Origin of the sequence: Myxococcus virescens, assembly GCF_900101905.1 — a bacterium.
Lineage (GTDB): Bacteria > Myxococcota > Myxococcia > Myxococcales > Myxococcaceae > Myxococcus > Myxococcus virescens.
The window spans coordinates 1,399,956-1,420,836 of sequence record NZ_FNAJ01000001.1; the positions used below are offsets into that span (position 1 = coordinate 1,399,956).

21 protein-coding genes are annotated in these 20,881 nt (G+C 70.1%); 10 read left to right on the plus strand and 11 right to left on the minus strand.

Annotated elements, in window-relative coordinates:
• The first annotated feature begins 4 nt into the window (after positions 1-4).
• Complete coding sequence (gene pdxA / locus BLU09_RS05735; protein WP_090486540.1) at positions 5-1,045, plus strand: 4-hydroxythreonine-4-phosphate dehydrogenase PdxA; 1,041 nt, start codon at positions 5-7, stop codon at positions 1,043-1,045.
• Positions 1,046-1,322: 277 nt separating this feature from the next.
• On the opposite strand, the gene BLU09_RS05745 is transcribed toward pdxA, so the two are convergent.
• Positions 1,323-2,885, minus strand: coding sequence for an AgmX/PglI C-terminal domain-containing protein (locus BLU09_RS05745; RefSeq protein WP_090486543.1), 1,563 nt, complete (start codon positions 2,883-2,885; stop codon positions 1,323-1,325).
• A 321-nt stretch (positions 2,886-3,206) separates the two neighbouring features.
• Between BLU09_RS05745 and BLU09_RS05750 the strand changes: the two genes are divergently transcribed.
• Positions 3,207-3,638 (plus strand): nuclear transport factor 2 family protein, encoded by a 432-nt coding sequence (locus tag BLU09_RS05750; RefSeq protein ID WP_090486548.1) that lies wholly within the window; start codon positions 3,207-3,209, stop codon positions 3,636-3,638.
• A gap of 135 nt (positions 3,639-3,773) precedes the next feature.
• Complete coding sequence (locus BLU09_RS05755) at positions 3,774-4,355, plus strand: carboxypeptidase-like regulatory domain-containing protein (protein ID WP_244171445.1); 582 nt, start codon at positions 3,774-3,776, stop codon at positions 4,353-4,355.
• Here BLU09_RS05755 and BLU09_RS05760 read toward each other — a convergent pair.
• The 9 genes from BLU09_RS05760 to BLU09_RS05800 form a co-directional block, all read right to left on the minus strand.
• Entirely contained in the window at positions 4,318-5,721 is a 1,404-nt protein-coding gene (locus tag BLU09_RS05760; RefSeq protein ID WP_090486557.1) for an aminopeptidase P family protein, read from the minus strand. The genes BLU09_RS05755 and BLU09_RS05760 overlap by 38 nt on opposite strands.
• A gap of 15 nt (positions 5,722-5,736) precedes the next feature.
• Complete coding sequence (locus BLU09_RS05765) at positions 5,737-6,117, minus strand: response regulator (protein WP_013936365.1); 381 nt, start codon at positions 6,115-6,117, stop codon at positions 5,737-5,739.
• Positions 6,117-6,845, minus strand: coding sequence for a sensor histidine kinase (locus BLU09_RS05770; protein ID WP_090486560.1), 729 nt, complete (start codon positions 6,843-6,845; stop codon positions 6,117-6,119). Before BLU09_RS05770 ends, BLU09_RS05765 begins: the two co-directional genes overlap by 1 nt.
• A 3-nt stretch (positions 6,846-6,848) precedes the next feature.
• Positions 6,849-7,616 (minus strand): response regulator, encoded by a 768-nt coding sequence (locus tag BLU09_RS05775; RefSeq protein ID WP_090486563.1) that lies wholly within the window; start codon positions 7,614-7,616, stop codon positions 6,849-6,851.
• The gene (locus BLU09_RS05780; protein WP_090486566.1) at positions 7,613-9,022 is read right to left on the minus strand and encodes a sensor histidine kinase; all 1,410 of its coding nucleotides are present in this window, start codon (positions 9,020-9,022) and stop codon (positions 7,613-7,615) included. Before BLU09_RS05780 ends, BLU09_RS05775 begins: the two co-directional genes overlap by 4 nt.
• Positions 9,019-9,633, minus strand: coding sequence for a thioredoxin domain-containing protein (locus tag BLU09_RS05785; protein ID WP_090486569.1), 615 nt, complete (start codon positions 9,631-9,633; stop codon positions 9,019-9,021). Before BLU09_RS05785 ends, BLU09_RS05780 begins: the two co-directional genes overlap by 4 nt.
• Positions 9,634-9,928: 295 nt before the next feature.
• Entirely contained in the window at positions 9,929-10,264 is a 336-nt protein-coding gene (locus BLU09_RS05790; protein WP_090486572.1) for an HPF/RaiA family ribosome-associated protein, read from the minus strand.
• Between the two features lie 216 nt (positions 10,265-10,480).
• Positions 10,481-11,491, minus strand: coding sequence for a zinc-dependent alcohol dehydrogenase family protein (locus BLU09_RS05795; RefSeq protein WP_090486575.1), 1,011 nt, complete (start codon positions 11,489-11,491; stop codon positions 10,481-10,483).
• Positions 11,492-11,555: 64 nt separating this feature from the next.
• Entirely contained in the window at positions 11,556-13,286 is a 1,731-nt protein-coding gene (locus tag BLU09_RS05800; protein WP_090486578.1) for an LA_2272 family surface repeat-containing protein, read from the minus strand.
• An 8-nt stretch (positions 13,287-13,294) separates the two neighbouring features.
• Between BLU09_RS05800 and BLU09_RS05805 the strand changes: the two genes are divergently transcribed.
• Positions 13,295-14,278, plus strand: a complete 984-nt coding sequence (locus tag BLU09_RS05805; protein ID WP_090486582.1) for an aldo/keto reductase — start codon at positions 13,295-13,297, stop codon at positions 14,276-14,278.
• Between the two features lie 7 nt (positions 14,279-14,285).
• On the opposite strand, the gene BLU09_RS05810 is transcribed toward BLU09_RS05805, so the two are convergent.
• Entirely contained in the window at positions 14,286-14,780 is a 495-nt protein-coding gene (locus BLU09_RS05810; RefSeq protein WP_090486584.1) for a hypothetical protein, read from the minus strand.
• A 124-nt stretch (positions 14,781-14,904) separates the two neighbouring features.
• Here BLU09_RS05810 and BLU09_RS05815 point away from each other — a divergent pair, with 124 nt between their 5' ends.
• The 6 genes from BLU09_RS05815 to BLU09_RS05840 all read left to right on the plus strand — a co-directional run bounded on the left by BLU09_RS05815 (position 14,905) and on the right by BLU09_RS05840 (position 20,878).
• On the plus strand, positions 14,905-15,432 hold the full coding sequence (locus BLU09_RS05815; RefSeq protein ID WP_090486587.1) for a pyridoxamine 5'-phosphate oxidase family protein: 528 nt from the start codon (positions 14,905-14,907) through the stop codon (positions 15,430-15,432).
• Between the two features lie 398 nt (positions 15,433-15,830).
• A complete protein-coding gene (locus tag BLU09_RS05820; protein WP_090486590.1) occupies positions 15,831-17,165 on the plus strand; it encodes an inositol-3-phosphate synthase in 1,335 nt (444 codons plus the stop codon).
• On the plus strand, positions 17,143-18,069 hold the full coding sequence (locus BLU09_RS05825; RefSeq protein WP_090486593.1) for a phosphatase PAP2 family protein: 927 nt from the start codon (positions 17,143-17,145) through the stop codon (positions 18,067-18,069). The genes BLU09_RS05820 and BLU09_RS05825 overlap by 23 nt, the downstream gene beginning before the upstream one ends.
• Positions 18,062-19,312, plus strand: coding sequence for a GtrA family protein (locus tag BLU09_RS05830; RefSeq protein WP_090486596.1), 1,251 nt, complete (start codon positions 18,062-18,064; stop codon positions 19,310-19,312). The genes BLU09_RS05825 and BLU09_RS05830 overlap by 8 nt, the downstream gene beginning before the upstream one ends.
• Positions 19,302-20,300, plus strand: a complete 999-nt coding sequence (locus BLU09_RS05835; RefSeq protein ID WP_090486599.1) for a hypothetical protein — start codon at positions 19,302-19,304, stop codon at positions 20,298-20,300. The genes BLU09_RS05830 and BLU09_RS05835 overlap by 11 nt, the downstream gene beginning before the upstream one ends.
• On the plus strand, positions 20,297-20,878 hold the full coding sequence (locus BLU09_RS05840) for a protein-tyrosine phosphatase family protein (protein WP_090486602.1): 582 nt from the start codon (positions 20,297-20,299) through the stop codon (positions 20,876-20,878). Before BLU09_RS05835 ends, BLU09_RS05840 begins: the two co-directional genes overlap by 4 nt.
• Positions 20,879-20,881: the final 3 nt, after the last annotated feature.

Genomic DNA, 20,881 nt, shown 5'->3' on the forward strand with positions numbered 1-20,881 from the left:
CGCCGTGGGCCTTCCGCTCGTCGGAATCTCCCTGGGGGACGTGTCGGGCATCGGGCCGGAGGTGACGGCCGCGGCCCTGACGAAGCCCTCCGTGCGCAAGGTGCTCGTCCCCGTCATCTTCGGGGACGGCCCCACGCTGGAGCGATTCACCGCCATCCGCCGCTACGCACGCGTGGAGCCCTCCGCCCTGGGCCGCGTGGAAGGCCCCACCGTGGTGGAGGTGACGCGGCTCGCGGAGAAGGACCGCGTGCCCGGAAAGCCCTCGCGCGAGGGCGGCCGCGCGCAGTACGCCTTCGTGACGGCGGCCATCGACGCGATGCGGGCCGGACACGTGGACGCGCTGTGCACCGCGCCCGTGTCGAAGGAGCAGATTTCCCGCGCGGGCATCCCCTTCATGGGTCACACCGAAGTGCTGGCGGAGGCCTTCGGCGTGGACGTGATGATGTTGATGGATGGGCCTCGCGTGCGCGTGGCGCTCGCCACCAACCACGTTCCCCTGGCGGACCTGCCGCGCCTGCTCACCGTGGACGGACTGACCGCGCAGCTCAAGCTGCTGTCGCGCAGCCTGGAGCCGGTGGTGGGCCACAAGCCGCGCATCGCCGTGCTGGGGCTCAACCCACACGCGGGCGAAGGTGGGCTCCTGGGACGCGAAGAGGTGGAGGTGATTGGCCCCGCCATCCGCAAGGCCCGCGCGGCCCGGGTGGACGCGCATGGGCCCATCCCCGCGGACGGGCTCTTCGCGAAGCCCGACGCGGTGGGCGCACGCTACGACGCGGTGCTGGCCATGTACCACGACCAGGGGCTCATCCCGGCCAAGGCGCTGGACTTCGAGCGCACGGTGAACGTGACGCTGGGCCTGCCCGTGCCGCGCACGTCTCCCGACCACGGCACGGCCTACGCCATCGCCGGCAAGGGTGAGGCGAGCTGCGTGCCCATGGTGGAAGCGCTGCTCAAGGCCGCCCAGCTCGCGGGGGCCCGTCTTGCCCACCCGGCAACCGGCCGACATGCTCGGCCAGGTCCGCTCCGTCCTTCGCCGGGTCGATGAGCTGAACGTGCGCCCCGGAGCCACTGTCCGGGACCACCAGCACGCTCACGAGGCCCCGGGGACACCCCCCCAGGCAGCCTGACGCCACCACCCGCGTCCGCTCGGCGAGGCCCCGTCCCGCCAGGGCCTCCCGCAGCCGGCGTGGCAGGTCCACGCCTCCGGCGCTGGCCTCCAGCCGCACGAGGCAGCGGTGGCAGACGTGCAACTCCGTGGGCTCCGGCGGCTCGGTCGCTGGCATTCCAGGTGGAAGCATAGAAGCCAGTGGTCCGCGCGCACCTCAGAAGATGAAGGGGAAGCGGATGGGCTCCTGCATCCGCACCTGATGCACCGGGAACTTCCAGCGGCGCACCACGTCCTCGATGCAGCGCGACAGCGGCGTGGCGCGCAGCGCGGCGGTATCCATGGACACGTTGAGCGTCTCACCGCTGGGGAGCACCGACCACTGCACCATGAAGCGGCCACCGGCCTCCATCGGCGTGCCCTGCGCGTGTGAACGCAGGCATGCGGTGATGGCGGGCTGGTTCGTCAGCACCACCTGCTTCACGTCCTCCGGTGTGAGGTGCTCCTTCACGTCCACCGCGGGCGGCACGTAGACGGTGCGCGCGGGCTCCTCCGCCTTCGAGACCTCCGCGTCCGCGTCTTCCGTGAAACCCAGCTCGCGCGCGAAGGTCTCATCGAGGTCCGCGTACGGCCCCTTCTCCGACGTGTCCTCCTCCACGGCCTCCGCGACAACATCACCCGGTGAAGTCGCGATGGCGTCTTGAGACGCGGCGCCTTCCGCCCCCGTGTCTCCGAAGTCGAGCTCGACGGGCGCGGGCGGCAGGGCCGCCGCCTCGTCTGGCTTCGCGAGGGCCTTGCGCTTGAAGGGCGCGGGGCTCACCACCGCGAGCGACTCCGCCACGGGCGTGCCAGGGTTTCGCACCGGCTCCGAGGCAGACACGGAGGCGCGCAGTCCCTCCGCCGCGTCCTGAAGAAGCGCCGAACCCATGCCCGGCGGCGTGCTGGAGACAGCCACGGACCACGCAGCACCGGAGACGTGCGGCGAGGCAGCGAGCGCCGCGTCCGGCGATGAACCGCTCACGGCGGCCTGCGTGGACGTGCTCGCTCCAATGGAGTGCCCGGACATCGCGGCGCCAGCGCCAGCCGAGGACAGGCCCGCCTGGGCGTCACCGCTCGCGCCAAGGACAGCGCCGTTCGCCGTGCGCCGGATGGCATCGTCGACGCTCACCTGCGTCCCCGTGAAGTCACCACGCACGTAGAGTCCCGCGACCAGCATCAGGCCCGCCGCCAGCGCGCCCACGGCCGCCGCGCCCATCAACTCCCCAGGACGAAGTCCCAGGACACGGCCTGTCTCGGTCGCGCTCGCAGCGCGCCACCGCGCGGATTCCAGGTGCGCATGCGGCGGCGCATCACCCCACATGGGCGCATCCGGCGCACGCGCCAGCACATGCTCCGCACGCGGCGGCAACAAGGCGCCCAGGGACGTCACCTGCTTCGCTCCAGGTGACGTGCGCATCCACTCGGGAATCTCCACCGTGGGCTCGGGCAACACGTCCAGCGTGTGCGAGGTGGACGACGGCAGGCGCTCCAGCCACTCCGTCTCCTCCTCCGCGAGTGCGAGCAGCGCGCGCATGCTCGCGGAAACATCCGTCACGGGTGCAGGGTCTTCCACGGCTGCGTCGTCTTCACACGCCTCGAGAAGCTCACGGTCGAGATACGCGTCGAGGTCTCCCTCGAGCGCCTCGCTCACGCTCACCGTGCCGCGCGGCTCCAACGCACCTGGAGTGCCGTTGCCCTGAGTACGGAACTGCCCTTCAGCTCCGGAAAGAAGCTCGTCCACACGCCCTCCCTCGCCCGCGCTGCACTCACCGGCCCTGACTTCGACTGGGCGTGCAACGTAGGAACCGGTCCTCGTCGCGCCACCCCCCACTGTTCGTCCTAGAACGCTGTGCCCCCTGGAGGCACCGCGCCTGTCCACTGCTTCACCGGGTCAACTCACGGCGGATGGCGCACGCGGCCCCGCAACTTCGCGCTCTGGAAGTTCATTCCGCACGCGAGCATGCGCGCTGGACTCACGACACCTCATGTATCAATCACGCCTGCATCCACCCCACTGGCCGCCTCTGCGTGCGGTCATGTTTCCACCCGGAGTCAGTCACCCATGAGCACGACTTCCACCGACGACATCCGCACGCTGACGGAGCTCGAAGGCCGCGTCATGCGCGCCATCCAGACGAAGGACCTGGAGGCCATCAAGTCGCTCACGACCGAGGACTTCATCTATCGCGGCGCGGACGGCGCGGAGATGAACCGTGACGCGTTCATCGTGGGCATCGCCGAAATCCCCGGTGACATCACGTCCGTCGAAGCCGAAAAAATGAAGTCTCACGTCTTCGGTGACACGGGCGTACTCGCCGGCATCCAGCGCTCGCGGCTGCGCATGACGGACGGCAGCGAAGTCACCGACGCCGTGTACTTCACCGACGTGTGGCAGCGCCGCGACGGGAAGTGGCTCATGGTGTTCGCGCACAGCAGCCCGGCCGCGCCCACCGAGGCTCAGCAGGCGCCCGAAGGCGCACCGCAGCAGCACTAACCCTGCCCCTCCGTCCCACGAGGACGTTCCGCAACCCACACCCCGATGCGCGGCGTCAGGCGCCGCGCACCTCACATCGCAGCGCCTCCTACGCGGAGCGCGCATCCTGATACACTCCGAGACAGGGAGGCCGTCATGATGCAGCTCTTGCACGGTGAGCGCCGGTGGCGCCTGCCGGCCCAGGGGGAAGACTGGCTCATCGTACCGTCCGTCGACCTGGAGCGGCTGAAGCACCCGCAGGCACCGGTCCCCGACGTCTTCGTCAGCTCCGCCTTGAAGCGCTGGCTGGCCACCTCCGCCGCGCACACGCTGTATGCGATGTACGAAGCGCTCGGAGGCAGCCGCCCGCTGGGGCTGTCCGGCCTGGAGCGCGGCCGGTACGAGCAGCGCCTTCAGCAGCGGCTCACCGAGGCCTTCGTGCATGGAGAACTGGTGGCGCTCCCCATGGCGCGGCCGGTGCTGCTGCCCACGCCCTGGCCGGAACCACCGCCGCTGACGTCCGAGGAAGCCCCCGTCGAGGAACAGACGTGGCTGGCCATCGAGCTGAAGGACGAGGAGGGAACCCCCATCCCCCACGCGCGCTACCTGGTGACGCTCCCGGATGGGAGCACGCGCGAAGGCACCCTCAACAAGAATGGCTACGCGCGCGTGGACGGCGTGAATCCCGGCCAGTGCCAGGTCACCTTCCCGGAGCTGGACGGGCAGAGCTGGTCATGACGGCCTCGATGTCCGAAGCCTCCTTGGGGATGGCGGCGGTGAGCACCTCGTTGCCATCCGGCGTGACGAGCACGTCGTCCTCGATGCGGATGCCGCGCACGTCCGCGTAGCGCGCCAGCACGTCGCGCTGGAGCCTGTCCTTCGCGCGCGCCATGAGCCGCGCGTCCGACAGGATGGCGGGCACCTGGTACATGCCCGGCTCAATCGTCACCGCCATGCCGGGCTCCAAATCCCGGTCCAAGCGCAGCGAGCGGTGACCGAACTCCGGCGAGCGCGTGCGGCCCGGCGCGTAGCCCGCCCGGTCTCCCAGGTCCTCCATGTCATGCACGTCCAGCCCCAGCAGGTGGCCCACGCCGTGCGGGAAGAAGAGCGCGGTGACGCCGTCCACCACCAGCTCCTCCGGGTCCCCACGGAGGATGCCCAGCGCCACCAGGCCTCGCGCCATCTCCCGGTGCGCGGCCAGGTGCACGTCGCGATAGCGCGTCCCCGGCTGGACCGCGTCGATGCTGGCCTTCTGCATGCGCAGCACGACGTCGTACAGCTCGCGCTGCGTCGTGCTGAAGCGGCCCGTCACCGGCCACGTGCGCGTCACGTCACAGGCGAAGCCGGCGGGGCTCTCACCGCCCACGTCGGCCAGCAGCAGGTCTCCCTCGCGCAGCGTGTGGTCATAGCGCAGGTTGTGCAGCACCTCGCCGTGCACGGTGACGATGGGCTGATACGCCGGCCGCATGTCGCGCGAGACGAACTCCGCCTCCATCGCGGCGCGCACCGCGGCCTCCAGGATGCCCGGCCGCGTGGCGTGCATGCCCGCCAGATGGGCCAGCACCGTGACTTCCGCGGCCTGACGCAACTGCGCCTGCGCGGCGTCGTCGTGGCGAAGCCGCAGCGCAATCATCGCGTCCGCCAGCGGCACATCCACCGCCGCCAGGTGACCGGGACGCACCTCGCGGCCCAGCAGCGCGGCCACGTCCAGGCACGTCTCCAGGTCCGGCGTGGGCAGCGTCGCCACGTCGCGGCCCTTCAGCGCCGCGGGCAACTCGGCGCGCGAGCGCACGGTGCAGCCCGTCCGCTCCGCGATTTCAGCGAAGCCGGGCACCGCGCCGTCCCACAGCGCGTCGTCGGGACCGGGCTCGGGCAGGTACAGCGTCCAGCCCTGGCCGTCATACAGGCCCACGCCGTCCGGCGCCGCGAGCCCGAAGAGGTAGAGGAAGTGACTCGACGCCCGAAAGGGGAACTGGTCGGCGGCGTAGTTGCGCGGGCGGGGGCGGCTCGACGCCAGCAGCGCGGCTGCGCTCCCCAGGGCCTTCGCCAGCTGCTCCCGCCGTCGGGTGAGAGCGGAGCGCTCGGAAACGGAAGGGAGCAGCATTCTGGAACCTCGCGTTCAGGCACCCAGCGGGCGCTGGGGCAACAGTTTGAAAAGGAAGGCCAGGAGGTCGTCGAAGTGGCCGCCCTTGCGGAAGACGGCATCCACCGGCATGTCGATTTTCCCGTCATGACCGGTGACGAAGACGACCTTGGTCTTCGGCATGTGGTGGCGCACCAGCGGAATCAGCCCCGTCCCAAAGCCGTCACCCAGGCTCTGGTCCAACAGCACGGCGTCATACGCGCGAGGCCGGTTCAATAATCCCGCGGCCTCCGAATAGGAGCCAGCGGTGACGACCGCGAAGCCCGCATCCTCCAAGAGCGCGGACAGCGTCATCCGGTTGGAAGGGTCGTCTTCCACGAGCAGCAGGCAACGCCCGAACGTCCAGTTCGTCTCCATCACTTGCTCCCCCGAGTCACATCATTCCGGTCATGGGCCCCCGCCTCCGGGCCCGTGAATTGGATTTCCACGTAGGTGCCCCCGGAGGGGCCCGCACCCAGGTCCAGCTGCCAGCCATGCCGCACGGCCGTCCGGTGGACGATGCTCAGCCCCAGCCCGGCGTGGTGGGGCCGCGTGGTGAAGAAGGGCTCCAGGGCGCGCGAGTACGCCTCCGCCGCCAGGCCCTCTCCGGTGTCCTCCACGCGCAGGCACACGCCGCTTTCAGCGTCACGCGTGCGCACCGTGAGCGTCCCGCCGCGCGGCATGGCCTCCAGCGCGTTGTCCACGAGGCAGCGCACCAGCAGCGCCAGGTCCTCCACCTCCAGCGGGACGCCGCCCTGCTCCTTCAGGTCGCGCACCACCTCCACCGACGGCGGCACCTGGGCCTCGGCGAGCGCGTGCTCCACGCCATCGCGGGCGCTGCACCGGGGACGCGTGCCACCGGTGGGCGGCGGCGCGCGCTTGGAGAGCACGTCCTCGGCGGACGTCAGCTCCTTTTCGATGAGCTGGAAGAAGGTCTCCACGCGCGGGTCCGCGCTCCAGAGGTCCGTCTTCTTCACCTGCCGCATCAAGTAGAACGAGGCGTTGCGGATGCTGGCCAGCTTGTTGCGCAGGTCGTGCCGCAGGGTGGAGGCCACCACGTCCGCCACCGCCGCCCGCTCACGCGCCTGGAGGTCTCTGCCTGCCATGGGTCAAATCCTCGCGCCTTGCAGCCCTTGTTGAGGCCGGCCTCGCACCCTTGCAATCGCCTGCACCAGCTCACGCAACGGTACCGGCTTGGTCATGCACACCACCGCGCCTTGCGCCGCCACCCTGCGGAGCATCTCCGGCACCACGTGGCCGGACACGGCGATGATGGCGACGGACAGGTTCGCCGCGCGCACCTTGGACACCAGCTCCGGCCCGCTCATCTCCGGCATCACCAGGTCCAGCACGCAGACGTCGTATTCCCCCGAACGCAACGAGGACAACGCCTCCTCGCCGCTGTACACGGCGCGCGCGCGCAGGCCCACCGTGCTCAGGGCGCGCACCATGCCGCGCGCCACCTGTTCGGTGTCGTCCACCACCAGGACCTGCGGCGCCGCCGCCGCGCGCAGCACCGTGTCCAGCGCGTGCGCCACGTCGAAGGGCTTGGGCAGCACGGTGAAGGCGCCCTCGGCGAGCGCGTCATCCACCAGCTCCTCCGCCGTGAAGGCCGTCATCAGCACCACCGGCATGTCGGGGCGCTCCTGCTTGATGCGGCGCAAGAGCTCCACGCCGTGCAGGCCGGGCATGCGGATGTCCGTGAGCACCACGTCCACGGATTGCTTCTCCAGGAGGCGCAAGGCCTCCTCACCATTGGCCGCCTCGAGGACCGTGTGGCCCTCCAGCTCCAGGTTCGCGGCCAAGGTGATGCGAAGCGACTCCTCGTCGTCGACCAGCAGGATGCGCGCGGGGGCCACTGCGACGTCCTCCATCATGCGGCCTGGGCCGCCGCTGCCGCGGGGAGCTCAATGAGGAACTCACTACCCCGCTCCGCTTCGCTGCGCACAGAGATTGTGCCGCCATGACGTTGCACCATGTTGGCGACAATGGCCAGTCCCAAGCCGGTGCCACGCGTCTTCGTGGTGAAGAGCGGTTCGAAAATCTTGGGCAACACCTCCGGAGGAATCCCCGCGCCGTCATCCATGACCCGGATGCGCCAGGGACTCGCGTCTCCACCTTCCGCTACGACTGAAACCACTCCATTGCGCCCCACGGGCATGGCCTCCACCGCGTTCTGCACCAGGTTCACCAGGACCTGACGGAACTGCTCCTTGTCCAGGTGCGGCACCGGCAACGACTCCGGCACGTCATTGACGATTCGCACCCCTTCCCGCTGCGGCACCACGCCAATGGCCTCGTCCACCAACGGACGCAGCGGACACGGCTGGAGCGCGGGCGGGCGCTCGCGGGCGAAGTCGAGCAGGTCGGAGATGATTTTCGCGCAGGCGTTCAGCTCGCGCTCCATCAGCCCCAGGAACTGGGGGACCCGTGGGTCATCCGCGGCCCCTGCTGGGTCCCTCGTGAGCTTCCGGGAGAGATAGGCGTGGGAGTTGCGCACGGCGGCCAGCGGGTTTCGCAGCTCGTGCCCCACGCTGGCGGCCAGCTGCCCCACCGCGGCCAGCTTCTCCACGCGGATGAGGTGCTCCTGGAAGCCGCTGAGCTCGCGCAGGGCGCGGTCCAGCTCGCGCGCCTTCGCGTGCTCCCGTTCGCGGGCCAGCTCCAGCTCCGCCCGGCGCACCGCCACCTCACGCAGCTCGCGCAACATGCCCCGGCACGAATACACCAACACCACGTCGATGAAGGCCACCCAGAAGGCGTGCTCCACGAACCGCCACAGCTCCGGCGGAAGCCCGCCGTAGAGCGAGTGTGACCACAGGGTGCCGCGCATCACGTGGTCCACGACGGTGGTGATGCTCGCGGTGAGCAGCACCCACGGGTCGCGGTACAGCGCCAGGAAGGCCAGCGAGCCGAAGATGTGGAAGTGCGTCTCCACCCGGCCGTCCGTCAGGTAGATGAGCAGCGAGGACCAGAGCGCCTGGCATACGGCCACCACGTGACGCGTGGGCGTGGAGCCCGGGCGCCAGCGGGCCATCACCATGGGGAAGGCGCTGAGCAGCGTCCCCACCAGCACGGCCGCCTGGAGCTGCGCGCCGCTGCCCCGCGGACCGAACAGCGCGATGACGATGCCCACCGCCCACTGGCCCAGCATCAGCCCCGCGAAGAGCCGGTCCGTGCGGACGCGCACCGCGGACAGGTGCTCGCGGAACAGCCGCGCGGCGCGCTCCTTGAGCGCCATGGGCGGACTGGGCGGGCTGGACGTCTCGTCGCGCGCCGGGCTCATGGCGCGCTCCCGCGGGGGTCTTCCAGCTCGCAGCCGTAGACGGCGTGCCCGGCCAACGCTTCCGCCGGCGCGTCACCCAGCAGCGCCTCCACCGCGGCGCGCCCGGCGTTGTCGCCCGCGTGGCCCCGGGCCGTGGTGATGCCGCCGCTGAAGCGCAGCGCCCCACCCGCGTCGTAGAAGAGGACCTGACCGGAGGTGACGGCGCCGAAGCGCTCCGCCTGGACGCCGCCCTCGTCGCGCAGGGCGGTGACGCCCGGAATCGCCGCCGCGGAGCGCCACAGCTCGCCCTGCTCCCAATCCTTGCCGGTGCCCTCGGGCTTGAGGAAGAGCACGAAGGCGTCGAGCCGCCCCTGTGCCTTCGCCATCACCAACGAGAGCTCTCCCATGCTCGCGCGCGTGCAGGGACAGAGCGGGTGCGCCAGCATCACCAGCGTGGGACGGCCCTCCACGCGTGGCACGGTGGAGTCCCCGGGCCAGCGCGCGGGTGCCGCCAGGGACTCGCCGGGCGTGAGGGAGTAGCGAGCCATGGCGAGCGAACCCGCCACGATGCCGCCGAGCCAGACGACGCCGGTCACCACCCACCACCCACGCTTGCCCCCGGGGCGCCTCATCGCTCACCCCCCGGGTTCGCCCACGACCCACGCAGGCGCCCCGCGCACGGAACCGTGGCGGACTTGGCAAGTGAGGCTGTCGAGTGGACGGCGGCGGTGGTGACGAGGTGGGGAGCCTCGGCGTCGACCCGCAGCACCTGGAGGCGCTGGGCTTTCATGGCGTGACAAGCCACACGATAGCGCCCAGCCCCCCAGGTCTGTCATGGGTTTGAATGGCAAATGTTCGGAATGTGCGTCGCGCGACCGCCCAGCTGGATGTCTGTAATGGGAATGAAGCGCCGCGCGAGCGACACCGTCACCCGTGGTGCGTGCTGAGCGCGTCCGCGTAGTGTTGGAGCTGGCGCCTGGCGGCGTCGAACGCGTCCGTTACCGCCTGGTAGGCATCCTCGTGCCCGGTGCGCGCCTGCGGATCCCGGCTGGCGACAATGTTCCTCCCTGGCACACTCACATCCACGCGCACATGGAAATGCCTGCCGTGCTGCTTGTGCCGGTGCGGCTCCTCCACCACCACGTGGCACCCCACGATGCCGTCGTAGAACTGCTCCAGCTTGCCGGCGTGGTCGCGGATGTGCTCGCTCAGGGCCTCGCTCGTCTCCATGCCCCGATAGGTGATTTGCAGCGCTCGGTTCATCGTCCGCCTCGCGTGGTGGTGCCCCGGGAAGGGGGCATCGGGTTGCCTTCCCTTCCGGATGCATTTGCGCGGCCAGCGCGCCAGGTCCGCGAAATTCCATCAAACGCCACGCAAGCCACACGCTGCGTTTGCGGCGAAATGGGACACCGCGCAGTCTCTGCGGGGCGATTTGCCCCACCCCCTGAGAGGCGGATGTAGGCCCGCCCGGCTCCGCGCTCAACCCAGGGCCGCCACCTCCAGCACCGCCGCGCCGTGCACCTGGCCTCGCCTCAGCGCGGTGAGGGCGTCGTTGGCGGCGGACAGTGGGAAGGTTTGCACCCGGGTGCGCACCGGCACCTTGGGCGCGAGCGCGAGGAAGTCCAGCGCATCCGCCCGGGTGAGGTTCGCCACCGAGCGCACCACCCGCTCCTCCCACAGCAGCGCGTAGGGGAACGCGGGGATGTCGCTCATGTGGATGCCGCCGCACACCACCACGCCGGCCTTGTCCACCGCCCGGAGCGCGGCGGGCACCAGCGCGCCCACGGGCGCGAAGAGGATGGCCGCGTCCAGCCGCTCCGGAGGCACCGTGTCCGAATCCCCGGCCCACTCCGCGCCCAGCTCCCGCGCGAACCGCTGGCCCTCCACGTCCCCCGGCCGGGTGAAGGCGAAGACACGCCGGCCTTGGTGGCGCGCGACCTGGATGAGCAGGTGCGCCGCGGCGCCGAAGCCGTAGAACCCCAGCAGACGGCGCTCGCTCCCCACCATGCGGAGACTGCGAAACCCGATGAGGCCCGCGCACATCAACGGCGCGGCGTGGACGTCGGTGTACTCGGGCGGCAGGGGGAAGCAGAAGCGCTGGTGGGCCACCGTGAACTCCGCGTAGCCACCATCCAGCTGGTACCCCGTGAAGCGTGCCTGCTCGCAGAGGTTCTCCTGGCCCGCCAGACAGAAGCGGCAGTGGCCGCAGCTCCAGCCGAGCCAGGGGACGCCCACTCGCGTGCCCACGGGAATGGCCGTCGCCCGCTCGCCCGCTGCCTCCACCGTGGCCACGATTTCATGGCCTGGGACCAGCGGCAGCTTGGGCTTCGGCAGCTCACCGTCCACGACGTGCAGGTCGGTGCGGCAGACCGCGCAGGCGCGCACGCGGAGCAACAGCTCCTCCGGGCCGGGGCGAGGAATGGGCAGCCGCGTCTCATGCAGGGGCTGCCCGACCTCGCGCAGCACCATCGCGCGCATGCTCCCTTCCATGCTCCACCCCCTGACGCCGCGCGCTCCAGCGCAGCGCACCCGGGAGGAAGATGGGAGGGGCTCCTCAAATCTGCACCCCCGCGAGCAGGCCCGGCCACATGCGCACGGTGGTGCGGCCCTCGTCCGCGACGTGGCGCCACTGCGGCCCGATGCCCAGCTCCTTCCACGGGTCGCTGTCATCCCAGGTGACGAGCGTGTTGGCGCTGACGCCACCGAACACCGCGAAGTGCCGCGCCACCTGCCAGCCCGCCGTCAACCGGAGCTGCGCCAGGACATGCTTCGAGTCGTCGAAGAGCCGCTTCGTGTGGACGGTGCTGCTCACCGCGTCGATGTCGAAGAAGAAGCGGCCCGCGGGGATGTGGCCGCCCAGGCCCGCGCCCATGACATAGCGGCGGCGGTCCTCGTCGATGGAGGGGCTGTAGCCCACCGTGAACAGCGAGTAGATGTGACGGCCGCCCAGCTTCACGCCCACGTTGGTGAGCGCCACGTCACTGGCCCAGACCTGCACATGCGCCTGACCGCCACCGACGAAGCTGAGGATGCCCACCGCCTCGCCGTCCAACTCGCGGGCCACGTTGAGGATGCCCACCTGCGCGCCCGCCACGTTGTTGGCGATGTTGACGATGCCCACCTGCGCGCCATCCACCTCGCCGCCCACGTTGATGATGGAGAGCTGGGCGCCGGAGAGACTCCGCACGTAGCTGACACCCGAGGACATCTGGAGCCCCGTCATCTGCCCCGCCACGTTGAGGCCCGCGGCGGCCTGGAGCCCGTGGACCCGCTCCGTCGCGATGTTGGCGCCCACCGCGGCCTGGAGCCCGCGCACCGGGCCGCCCGACACGTTGGCGCCCACGCCGAGCTGCGCGCCCAGCAGGCCCTTCCCGGCGACGTTGACGGCCACGGCCACCTGCGTGCCATTCACCTCGCCCGGCGCGATGTTGCCACCCACCGCGAGCTGCGCGCCTTCCGCGTTCCCGCGCACCACGTTGACCCCCACCGTGGACTGGAGGCCCAGCAGGTCCGCGCCGGCCACGTTGGCGCCCACGGAGAACTGGGCGCCCGTCACCGGCCCCTGGGCCAGGTTGGCGCCCACCGCGAGCTGCGCGCCGCTCAGCCCACCCTCCCCCACCCAGTTGCCGGCCAGCGACATCGCCAGGCCGTCCACCCGCTTCGCATGCGTCGCCACCAGGCCGATGGACACGTTGTTGACCACGTTGCCGGTGTGGAAACCCGACGTGCTCAGCCCCGGCACCAGGGTGAGGCTGAACGGAATGTGCACTTCGTTCGCGTCGGCCTCCGCCTTCGCCTCGGGCACGCCTGCCGAAGGCGCATGGGCACCGTCAGGCACGACGGGCATGGAGGACGCGTCATTCGACGGCGCCACAGGGCTCACAGCGCCGGACGCGGACGGGCTCCCCGTGGGCGCCCCGGCGGCCAAGGTGTGGACCACCGGCTGCTCCGCCGCGGCCACCAGCGGCGGTGCGGACAGCTCACGCGCCACGCCCGGCCAATCGACAGACGCCGCTCCGCTCGCGGCGCTCGAGGACGGCCCGCCCGCCGTCTCCTCTGCGGAGGCCGAGAACGCCACCACCGCCGCCATCATCCCCGCGCACACCGAGACCTTGCGATTCATCGCCTGGACCTTCCTGGACTGTTTTGAATGCGGCCCGGCCCGCATCGCGCGGTCACCCGGGCCAGGAAAAATCATCGGGAGGCGTCGCCGCCCCGCTCGTGCAAGAGAACACCGGCACCGCGCGGAACTGTCACCTGTCCACTTCAGCGCAGCCGCTATCATCGGCCGCCATGTCCTCCCGTGCCCCGTCCCGCCGCGACGTGCTCACCGCGACCCTGGGTGGCCTGCTCCTGCCCGGCGTCGCCGCCTCACAGCCCGCGAAGAAGGCCGCACCGGGCCCGTCCGCCGTGAAGCCCCCGGAGAAGACCGCCGCGCCCTCGCGCGGCCGAGGAGATGCCATGCTCACACGCCCCATTCCCAGCACGGGCGAAGCGCTGCCCATCATCGGCCTCGGCACCTGGCAGACGTTCGACGCCGCACCGGGCGAGCGAGCCCCCCTGGCCGAAGTGCTCCGCACCTTCCTCGACTCGGGCGCGCGCCTCATCGACTCCTCGCCCATGTACGGCCGCGCGGAGTCCGTGGTGGGCGAGCTGCTGCGGAAGCTCGACGCGACGAAGACGCCCTTCCTCGCCACCAAGGTGTGGACCACCGGCAAGAACGAAGGAATCGCGCAGATGCGTGAGTCCATCCGGCGCATGGGCCAGGGCCGCATGGACCTGATGCAGATTCACAACCTCGTGGACTGGCGCACGCACCTGCCCGTCCTGCGGGACTGGAAGGCACGCGGCGCCATCCGCTACCTCGGCATCACGCACTACGCCCGCAGCGCCTTCGATGACCTGGAGCGCATCATCCGCGAGGAGAAGCCGGACTTCGTCCAGCTCCCCTACTCGGTGCTGGAGCGCGACGCGGAGAAACGCCTGCTGCCCGCCGCCGCCGCGCACGGCGTGGCGGTGCTCGTCATGCAGCCCTTCTCCAGCGGCACCCTCTTCGAGCGCGTGCGCGGCCGTCCCCTGCCCGGCTGGGCCGCGGACATCGACTGCACCAGCTGGGCCCAGGTGTTCCTCAAGTTCATCCTGGGGCATCCAGCGGTGCACTGCCCCCTGCCGGCCACCCGCAAACCCTCGCACGCCGCCGACAACGTGCGCGCGGGCTTCGGCCGGATGCCCGACGAGAAGCTCCGCGCCCGCATCGTGAAGGAACTGGAGGGCTGAGCGGCGGCTACAGCTCCGGGTCCGGCGTGTACTGGAGCTCGCCCGTGGGCTCCAGCACCAGGCCCGTGCCGGGCTCGTCCGCTTCGTCGTCGCGGCCCACCTCCAGCACGGACTCCTTCGCGTCCCACTGGCCCAGGTAGTACTCGCCGCCCGCGGCCATGCAGGCGCGGCCTTCCGACACCACCGTCTCCACCACTTCCTTGAGGTCGCTGGTGGCGCGGAGCAGCGTCCACGACTTGCCGTCCTCCTTGAAGCCCTCCACCAGGTCCTTGAGCTCGGCGTCGCGAGGCATGCCGTCGGGCAGCGTCTGGCGCTCCCACGTGCGCGGCTCGCGCTGCGGCTGACGGGCCTTCCACGCGCGCGCCAGCGCCAGCAGCTTCTCCTCCGCCGCCTCCTGGAGCGCGTGCATCTCCTCGGGCAGGTCGATTTCCTCCAGCGCCAGCACCGCCGTCTCCAACTGCAGCGCCTTGAGGCTCCACTCGTTCCACGCCGTCTTCAGCATCCGAACCCTCGCTTTCCTGCTCGGCCACCTACCACAGGCCCGCCTGCCCTGGCGGCGACCAACCCACCGCCATGTGCCCGCCGACCTCCACGCTGCCTACCTTGTGCTCCCAAGGGAGGCAGCGATGGCCAGGAAGAAAAAGGACACCCAAGACGTCACCGAGCACTTCGATGACCTCATCAAGGACATCAAGGTCGCGATGATGACCACCGTGGAAGCGGATGGCAGCCTGCGCAGCCGCCCCATGTGGACGCACGCGCGAGACTTCGACGGAGAGCTCTGGTTCTTCACCCGCGAGCATTCCCCCAAGGTCGACGAGGTGACGCACGACCACCACGTCAACCTCGCGTACTCGGACCCGACCCGGGACCGCTACGTCTCCGTGAGCGGCCGTTGCCGGCTGGTGCTCGACAAGGAGAAGGCCCGCGCGCTGTGGAACCCCACCCTCAAGGCCTGGTTCCCCGACGGCCTGGACGACCCCGAGCTCGCCCTGCTCTGCGTCCGCGTGGAGAAGGCCGAGTATTGGGACACGCCCAGCAGCCGCATGGTCCAGCTCACCGGCATGGTGAAGGCCGCCTTCACCGGACAGCCCTACGCACCGGGCGACCACCAGAAGCTCGACCTGGACGACAACGCCCCGCTGCCCCACTGAGCCGGACGGGCCCACCGGAATGGACCCGTCATCAAGGTAGGGCGGCGCCTCGCGACGGCTCCGCCTCCCCTGTCCCACTGACACCTTCTTCATCCTTCAAGCAGGGTGGGTCGCCATCAACCCATGGCGAACCTGTCCGAGGAGTGTGCCGTGGATGTCGTCCTTCTGACGACCTGGTGTTTCTCTGACAGCGTCGATCGCCTCGCCTTGTACCTCGGGCTGGCCTGATCCATGAGTGCGGCGCCCTCGGGTGGTAAGAGCCGCCACGCTCATGACGTTGAAGTGCCGAACGCTTTAGAGTATCAACCATCCGCTTTCGAGATTTTCCGCATGCACGACCGGTATCGTACCGACCCGCATACGGCCGACTCGAATACGTCTAACGAAGGAACATCACGATGGAAAACAAGAGGTCGGTCGCGAAGCCGGACGGCAAGCTCGCGGTCCTGATTCCGGGTCTGGGCGCTGTGTCCACCACGCTGATGGCGGGTGTCGAGCTGGCGCGCAAGGGCAAGGGTCACCCCATTGGCTCGCTCACGCAGATGGGCACCGCCCGCCTGGGGAAGCGGACCGACGGGCGCACCGTGAAGCTCAACGAGCTGGTTCCTCTGGCGGAGCTGAAGGACGTTGCCTTCGGCGCCTGGGACATCATCCGTGAGGACGCGTACGAAGTGGCCGTGCGCTCGGGCGTGCTCAGCGACAAGCACCTGGAGGAGGTGAAGCCGTTCCTCCAGAGCATCAAGCCGAAGCAGGGCGTGCACGACCCTGAGTTCGTGCGCCGCATCGAGGCCAACCACATCAAGGCCACCAAGACGCACCGCGAGAGCATCGAAGCGCTGCGCCAGGACATCCGCGACTTCAAGAAGGAGCTCAACGCGACGCGCGCCGTGATGGTGGTGTGCAGCAGCGTGGAGACCTTCCGTCCCCTGCCCGAGTCCTTCAAGACGCTGGCCGCCTTCGAGAAGGCGCTGGACGAGAACAGCCCGGACATCAACCCCACCGCGCTGTACACCTACGCGGCCATCAAGGAGGGCGTGCCCTTCGCGAACGCCACGCCCAACGCCAGCGTGGACACGCCGGCGCTCCAGGAGCTGGCCAAGCAGGAGTCGGTGGCCGTCGCCGGCCGCGACCTCAAGAGCGGCCAGACGATGATGAAGACGGTCATCGCGCCCGCGCTCAAGGCCCGCATGCTGGGCCTGGATGGCTGGTTCTCCACCAACATCCTGGGCAACCGCGACGGCGAGGTGCTGGACGACCCCGCGGCCTTCAAGGCCAAGGAAGTCACCAAGTCGAGCGTGCTGGACACCATCCTGCAGCCCGAGCTGTACCCGGAGCTGTACAAGAAGTACGCGCACAAGGTGTCCATCCACTACTACCCGCCCCGCGGCGACGCGAAGGAGGGTTGGGACAACATCGACATCACCGGATGGCTCGGCTATCCGATGCAGATCAAGGTCAACTTCCTCTGCCGCGACTCCATCCTGGCCGCCCCGCTGGTGCTGGACATCGCGCTGTTCCTGGACCTGGCCAAGCGGCTGGAGTGGCGCGGCATCCAGGAGTGGATGTCCTTCTACTTCAAGACCCCCATGGCGCAGCCGGGTCTGCCGGTGGAGCACGACCTCTTCATCCAGCTCACCAAGCTGAAGAACACGCTGCGCGTCGTCGCGGGCGAGGACCCCATCACCCACCTCGGGCTCGACTATTACGGAGATGACCTCCCGCTCTCCAAATAAGGTCACCGCGCTCACGTGGCTCTCCACCGTCCTGGGGTTGAGCCACTTGACGCTGGTGTACGCCACCGGCCGGCTGCGGTGGGACCACGTCGCGGCGGACGCGCTGATTCTGGGGGTGGCCTGGTCGGGCCCCCGCCTTCAGCGCTTCCTCCGCGGTGGGCTCGCGCTTTGGCTGACCGGGATGCTGCTGGACAGCCAGGGTCTCTGGCTGTTCCTGCGGGGCCCCATCCACACGGGCGACCTGTGGGAGCTGGAGCGCCAGTGGTTCCCGGCGCCCGGCGGCACCCACTGGCCCGAATGGTGGGCCACGCGCTTCACCCCGGCCTTGGACCTGCTGTGCGGCTTCGCCTACGCGGCGTACCTGTACGAGGTCTTCATCCTGGCCATCTTCTTCTTCGTGAAGAAGGACTCGCTCTTCGAAAGGCTGTGCTGGGGCTTCCTGGCGGCGAACGCCATTGGCGTCGTCATCTACGTGCTCTACCCCGCAGCGCCGCCCTGGTACGTGCTCCAGTACGGCCCGGGACCGGCCGACCTGGCCGCGCCCCCCAGCCCCGCGGGGACCGCCCGTTTCGACGAGCTGCTGGGCATCAGTTATTTCGCGAGCTTCTACTCGCGCAGCACCAACGTGTTCGGGGCCATGCCCTCACTGCACGCGGCGTACCCCTTCCTGGTGATGCTGTTCGTGTGGTCGCGCGGCTGGGCGTGGCGCATCTCCACCGGGCTGTTCGCGTTGCTCGTCGCCTTCTCCGCCGTATACCTGACGCACCACTACATCCTGGACGTGCTCGCGGGCCTGGGCGTGGCGGCGGTTGCATTCCTGGCGGTCGAAAGCGTCTACGCCCGTTGGACGGCCAGCGCCCCGTGGGCCGTGTCGTTGACTACAAGAGGAGACACCCGTGCTTGAGAACCTGATGGCGTGGTTGACCGGAAACCTGTCTCCGTCCGCCCGCATCTGGACGGCGCTGGCACCGGCCATCGTCGCCTGCACGTACTTCATCGGCGGGTTGCTCCTCTTCTGTATCCGCTGCGCCTTCAAGGGCATTCCCCGCGACGAGGAGACGCTCAAGCGCGGCAGCAACGGGCTGGTGGGCTTCTTCCTGCGGCACTACTTCTTCTGGGTCATCCAGCCCCTGTGGGCGGTGATTCTGCGTTCCGGTCTGCCGGCCAACGCGCTGTCCATGCTGTCGGGCCTGCTGGGCATCTCTTCCGGCGTGGCGGTGGCGGCGGGCCGCTTCGCGCTGGGCGGGTGGCTCTTCCTGTTCGCGGGCATCCTGGACGTGATGGACGGGCGCATCGCCCGCACGCGCAAGGAGGCCAACCCCGCGGGCGCGGCGCTGGACTCGGTGCTGGACCGGTACGTGGACTCGGCGATGCTCATGGGTCTGGCCTGGTACTACCGGGACACCTGGGTGCTGCTGCCCGCGCTGATGGCGCTGCTCGGCTCCTCGCTGGTGCCCTACGTGCGCGCCAAGGGCGAGGGCCTGGGCGTCAACGTGCGCGACGGCGCCATGCAGCGGCTGGAGCGGGTGCTCTTCATGGGCGCGGGCACGGCGCTGTCGCCCATCCTGGAGGCCGTCTTCTGGCCCGAGGAGAAGCACCCCATGCACTGGCTCGCGGTGGTGGGGCTCGTCTTCGTGGCCGTCATGAGCAACGTCACGGCGCTCTCCCGCTTCCGCAACCTGGTGAAGGCGCTGGCGCCCAAGCGTCAGGAGGCGCGCTCCGGCAAGGCCATCATCGGGCTCAACGCCCTGGCGGGCGCGGTGGCCACGGCGGTGGACTTCGCGCTGGTGCTGGCGCTGGTGGAGTGGGCGGGCATGCTGCCCGCCTGGGCCACGGTGCTGGGCTGCGGCCTGGGCGCGGTGGTGAACTACTCCATCAACCGGGTGCTCACCTTCAAGAGCAATGGCCCGGTGGCGCGGCAGCTGGCGCGCTACTCGGTGGTGAGTGGAACCAGCGCGCTGCTCAACGCGGGCGGCGTGGCGCTGCTGACGCTGCACCCGCAGCTGGCCTATGCGCTGGGGTGGTGGCTGGTGCGCGGCGTGGTGTACTTCGCGTGGAACCTGCCGCTGCAGCGGGACTACGTCTTCAACAACGACGCGGCGGCTTCCGAGGACGCGCTCATGGAGCAGCGCCCCCATGCGGCCTGAAGGGCGCCTCCAGGCGCTGAAGGGCCTGGCTGTGGCCGCCGCGCTCGTGCTGCCCTCGGTGGCGGCGGCGGGCGCGGTGCTGGAGCCGAAGCTGTCCCCCAGTGACAACTACGGGGAGAACTTCACCTTCATCGGCGACCTGGACGGCGGCACCTTCATCTTCGTGCAGCTGACGGTGACGAACATCGGTCCCGGCTCGCGCACCGGCCTGTGCCGGACCACGGTGCTGACGCCGGGGCAGAAGGCCTGGTCGGCGCAGACGAAGGTCAAGGCGCGCGACTGGCGCTATGACAAGGAGAGCTCCACGCTGAAGATGGGGCCGTGCTCGGCCCGCTCCGCGGACGGGGCCACGCGCGTGGAAGTCCCGCTGGATGGCGGGCGGGTGCTGCTGGAGTACGCCGCGCCCATGACGCCCCAGGGCCAGGAAGGCACCGAGGTGGAGGTGGGCAAGGACCGCTACCACCACGAGGTGACGCTGGCCTTCAGCGCGTTGAAGGCGACGGTGAAGCGGCCCAAGGGCGAGGACGTCGTCTACACGGGTGGCGGGTACGCGGACCACACGCGCTCCACCATTGCGCCAGCGAAGCTTGCGAAGCGGTGGGTGCGCTTCCGGGCGCTGCTCGGCGGCGAGAAGCTGGTGCTGCTGGCGCGCGAGGGGCAGGACGGTGAATACGGCCCCGTGTACACGTGGGAGGAAGGCGCCAAGGCCCGCTCGCTGGAGCACTTCACGCTCGCGCGGGAAGGCGTGAAGGAGCGGAGCTCGTGGACGGTGGAGCTGTTCGCGGATGGCGCCTCTGCCATGGTGCTGCGCTCCACCTCGCTGATGCAGCGCAGCGCGCCAGTGGAGGATTTGGGCGCGGTGCTGGGCGGGCTGGTGCGCTCGGTGGTGGGCTCGCCGGTGACGTACCTGCACCGGGCGGTGCTGGAGCGTGAGGGCAAGGCACCGGTGACGGGGCTGATGGAAGTGACGCTCGAGGGCGACCTGTGAGTTTTGCTTTGCTGCGGGAAGTGCACCACGTGCCGGGTGTGCGCGGCTGGGTGCGCAAGCAGGTGCTGCGCTCGGTGGCGCGCTGCGTGGAGTGGACCACGAAGCTGCCGGGGCGCGGGCTGAACGTGTCTCAGGTGAATGACTGGCTGTACGTGGGTGGCGCGGTGCCTCGCTCGCGGTACGCGGAGCTGAAGGCGCGCGGCATCACCGCGGTGATTGACGTGCGGGGCGAGCGCTGTGACGACGCGGAGGCGTTGAAGGCGCTGGGCATCGAACTGCTGAACCTGCCCGTGACGGACCGCTATCCGCCGTCGGTGGAGCAGCTGATGCGGGGTGTGGAATGGGCCCTGCCCCGGCTGGAGCAGGGCGGCACGCTGTATACCCACTGCGAGCACGGCGTGGGCCGGGGCCCGCTGGTGGGGCTGGCGGTGATGGTGGCGCGCGGCTGGGAGGCGCCGGCCGCGTACCGCGAGCTGCGGCAGGCGCGGTGGCAGTCCACGCTGAATGACCGGCAGTTGAACGGGCTCGCGGACTTCGTCGCCGCGTGGCAGGCGCGGACGTCCGAGCGGGCGGCGTAGGCC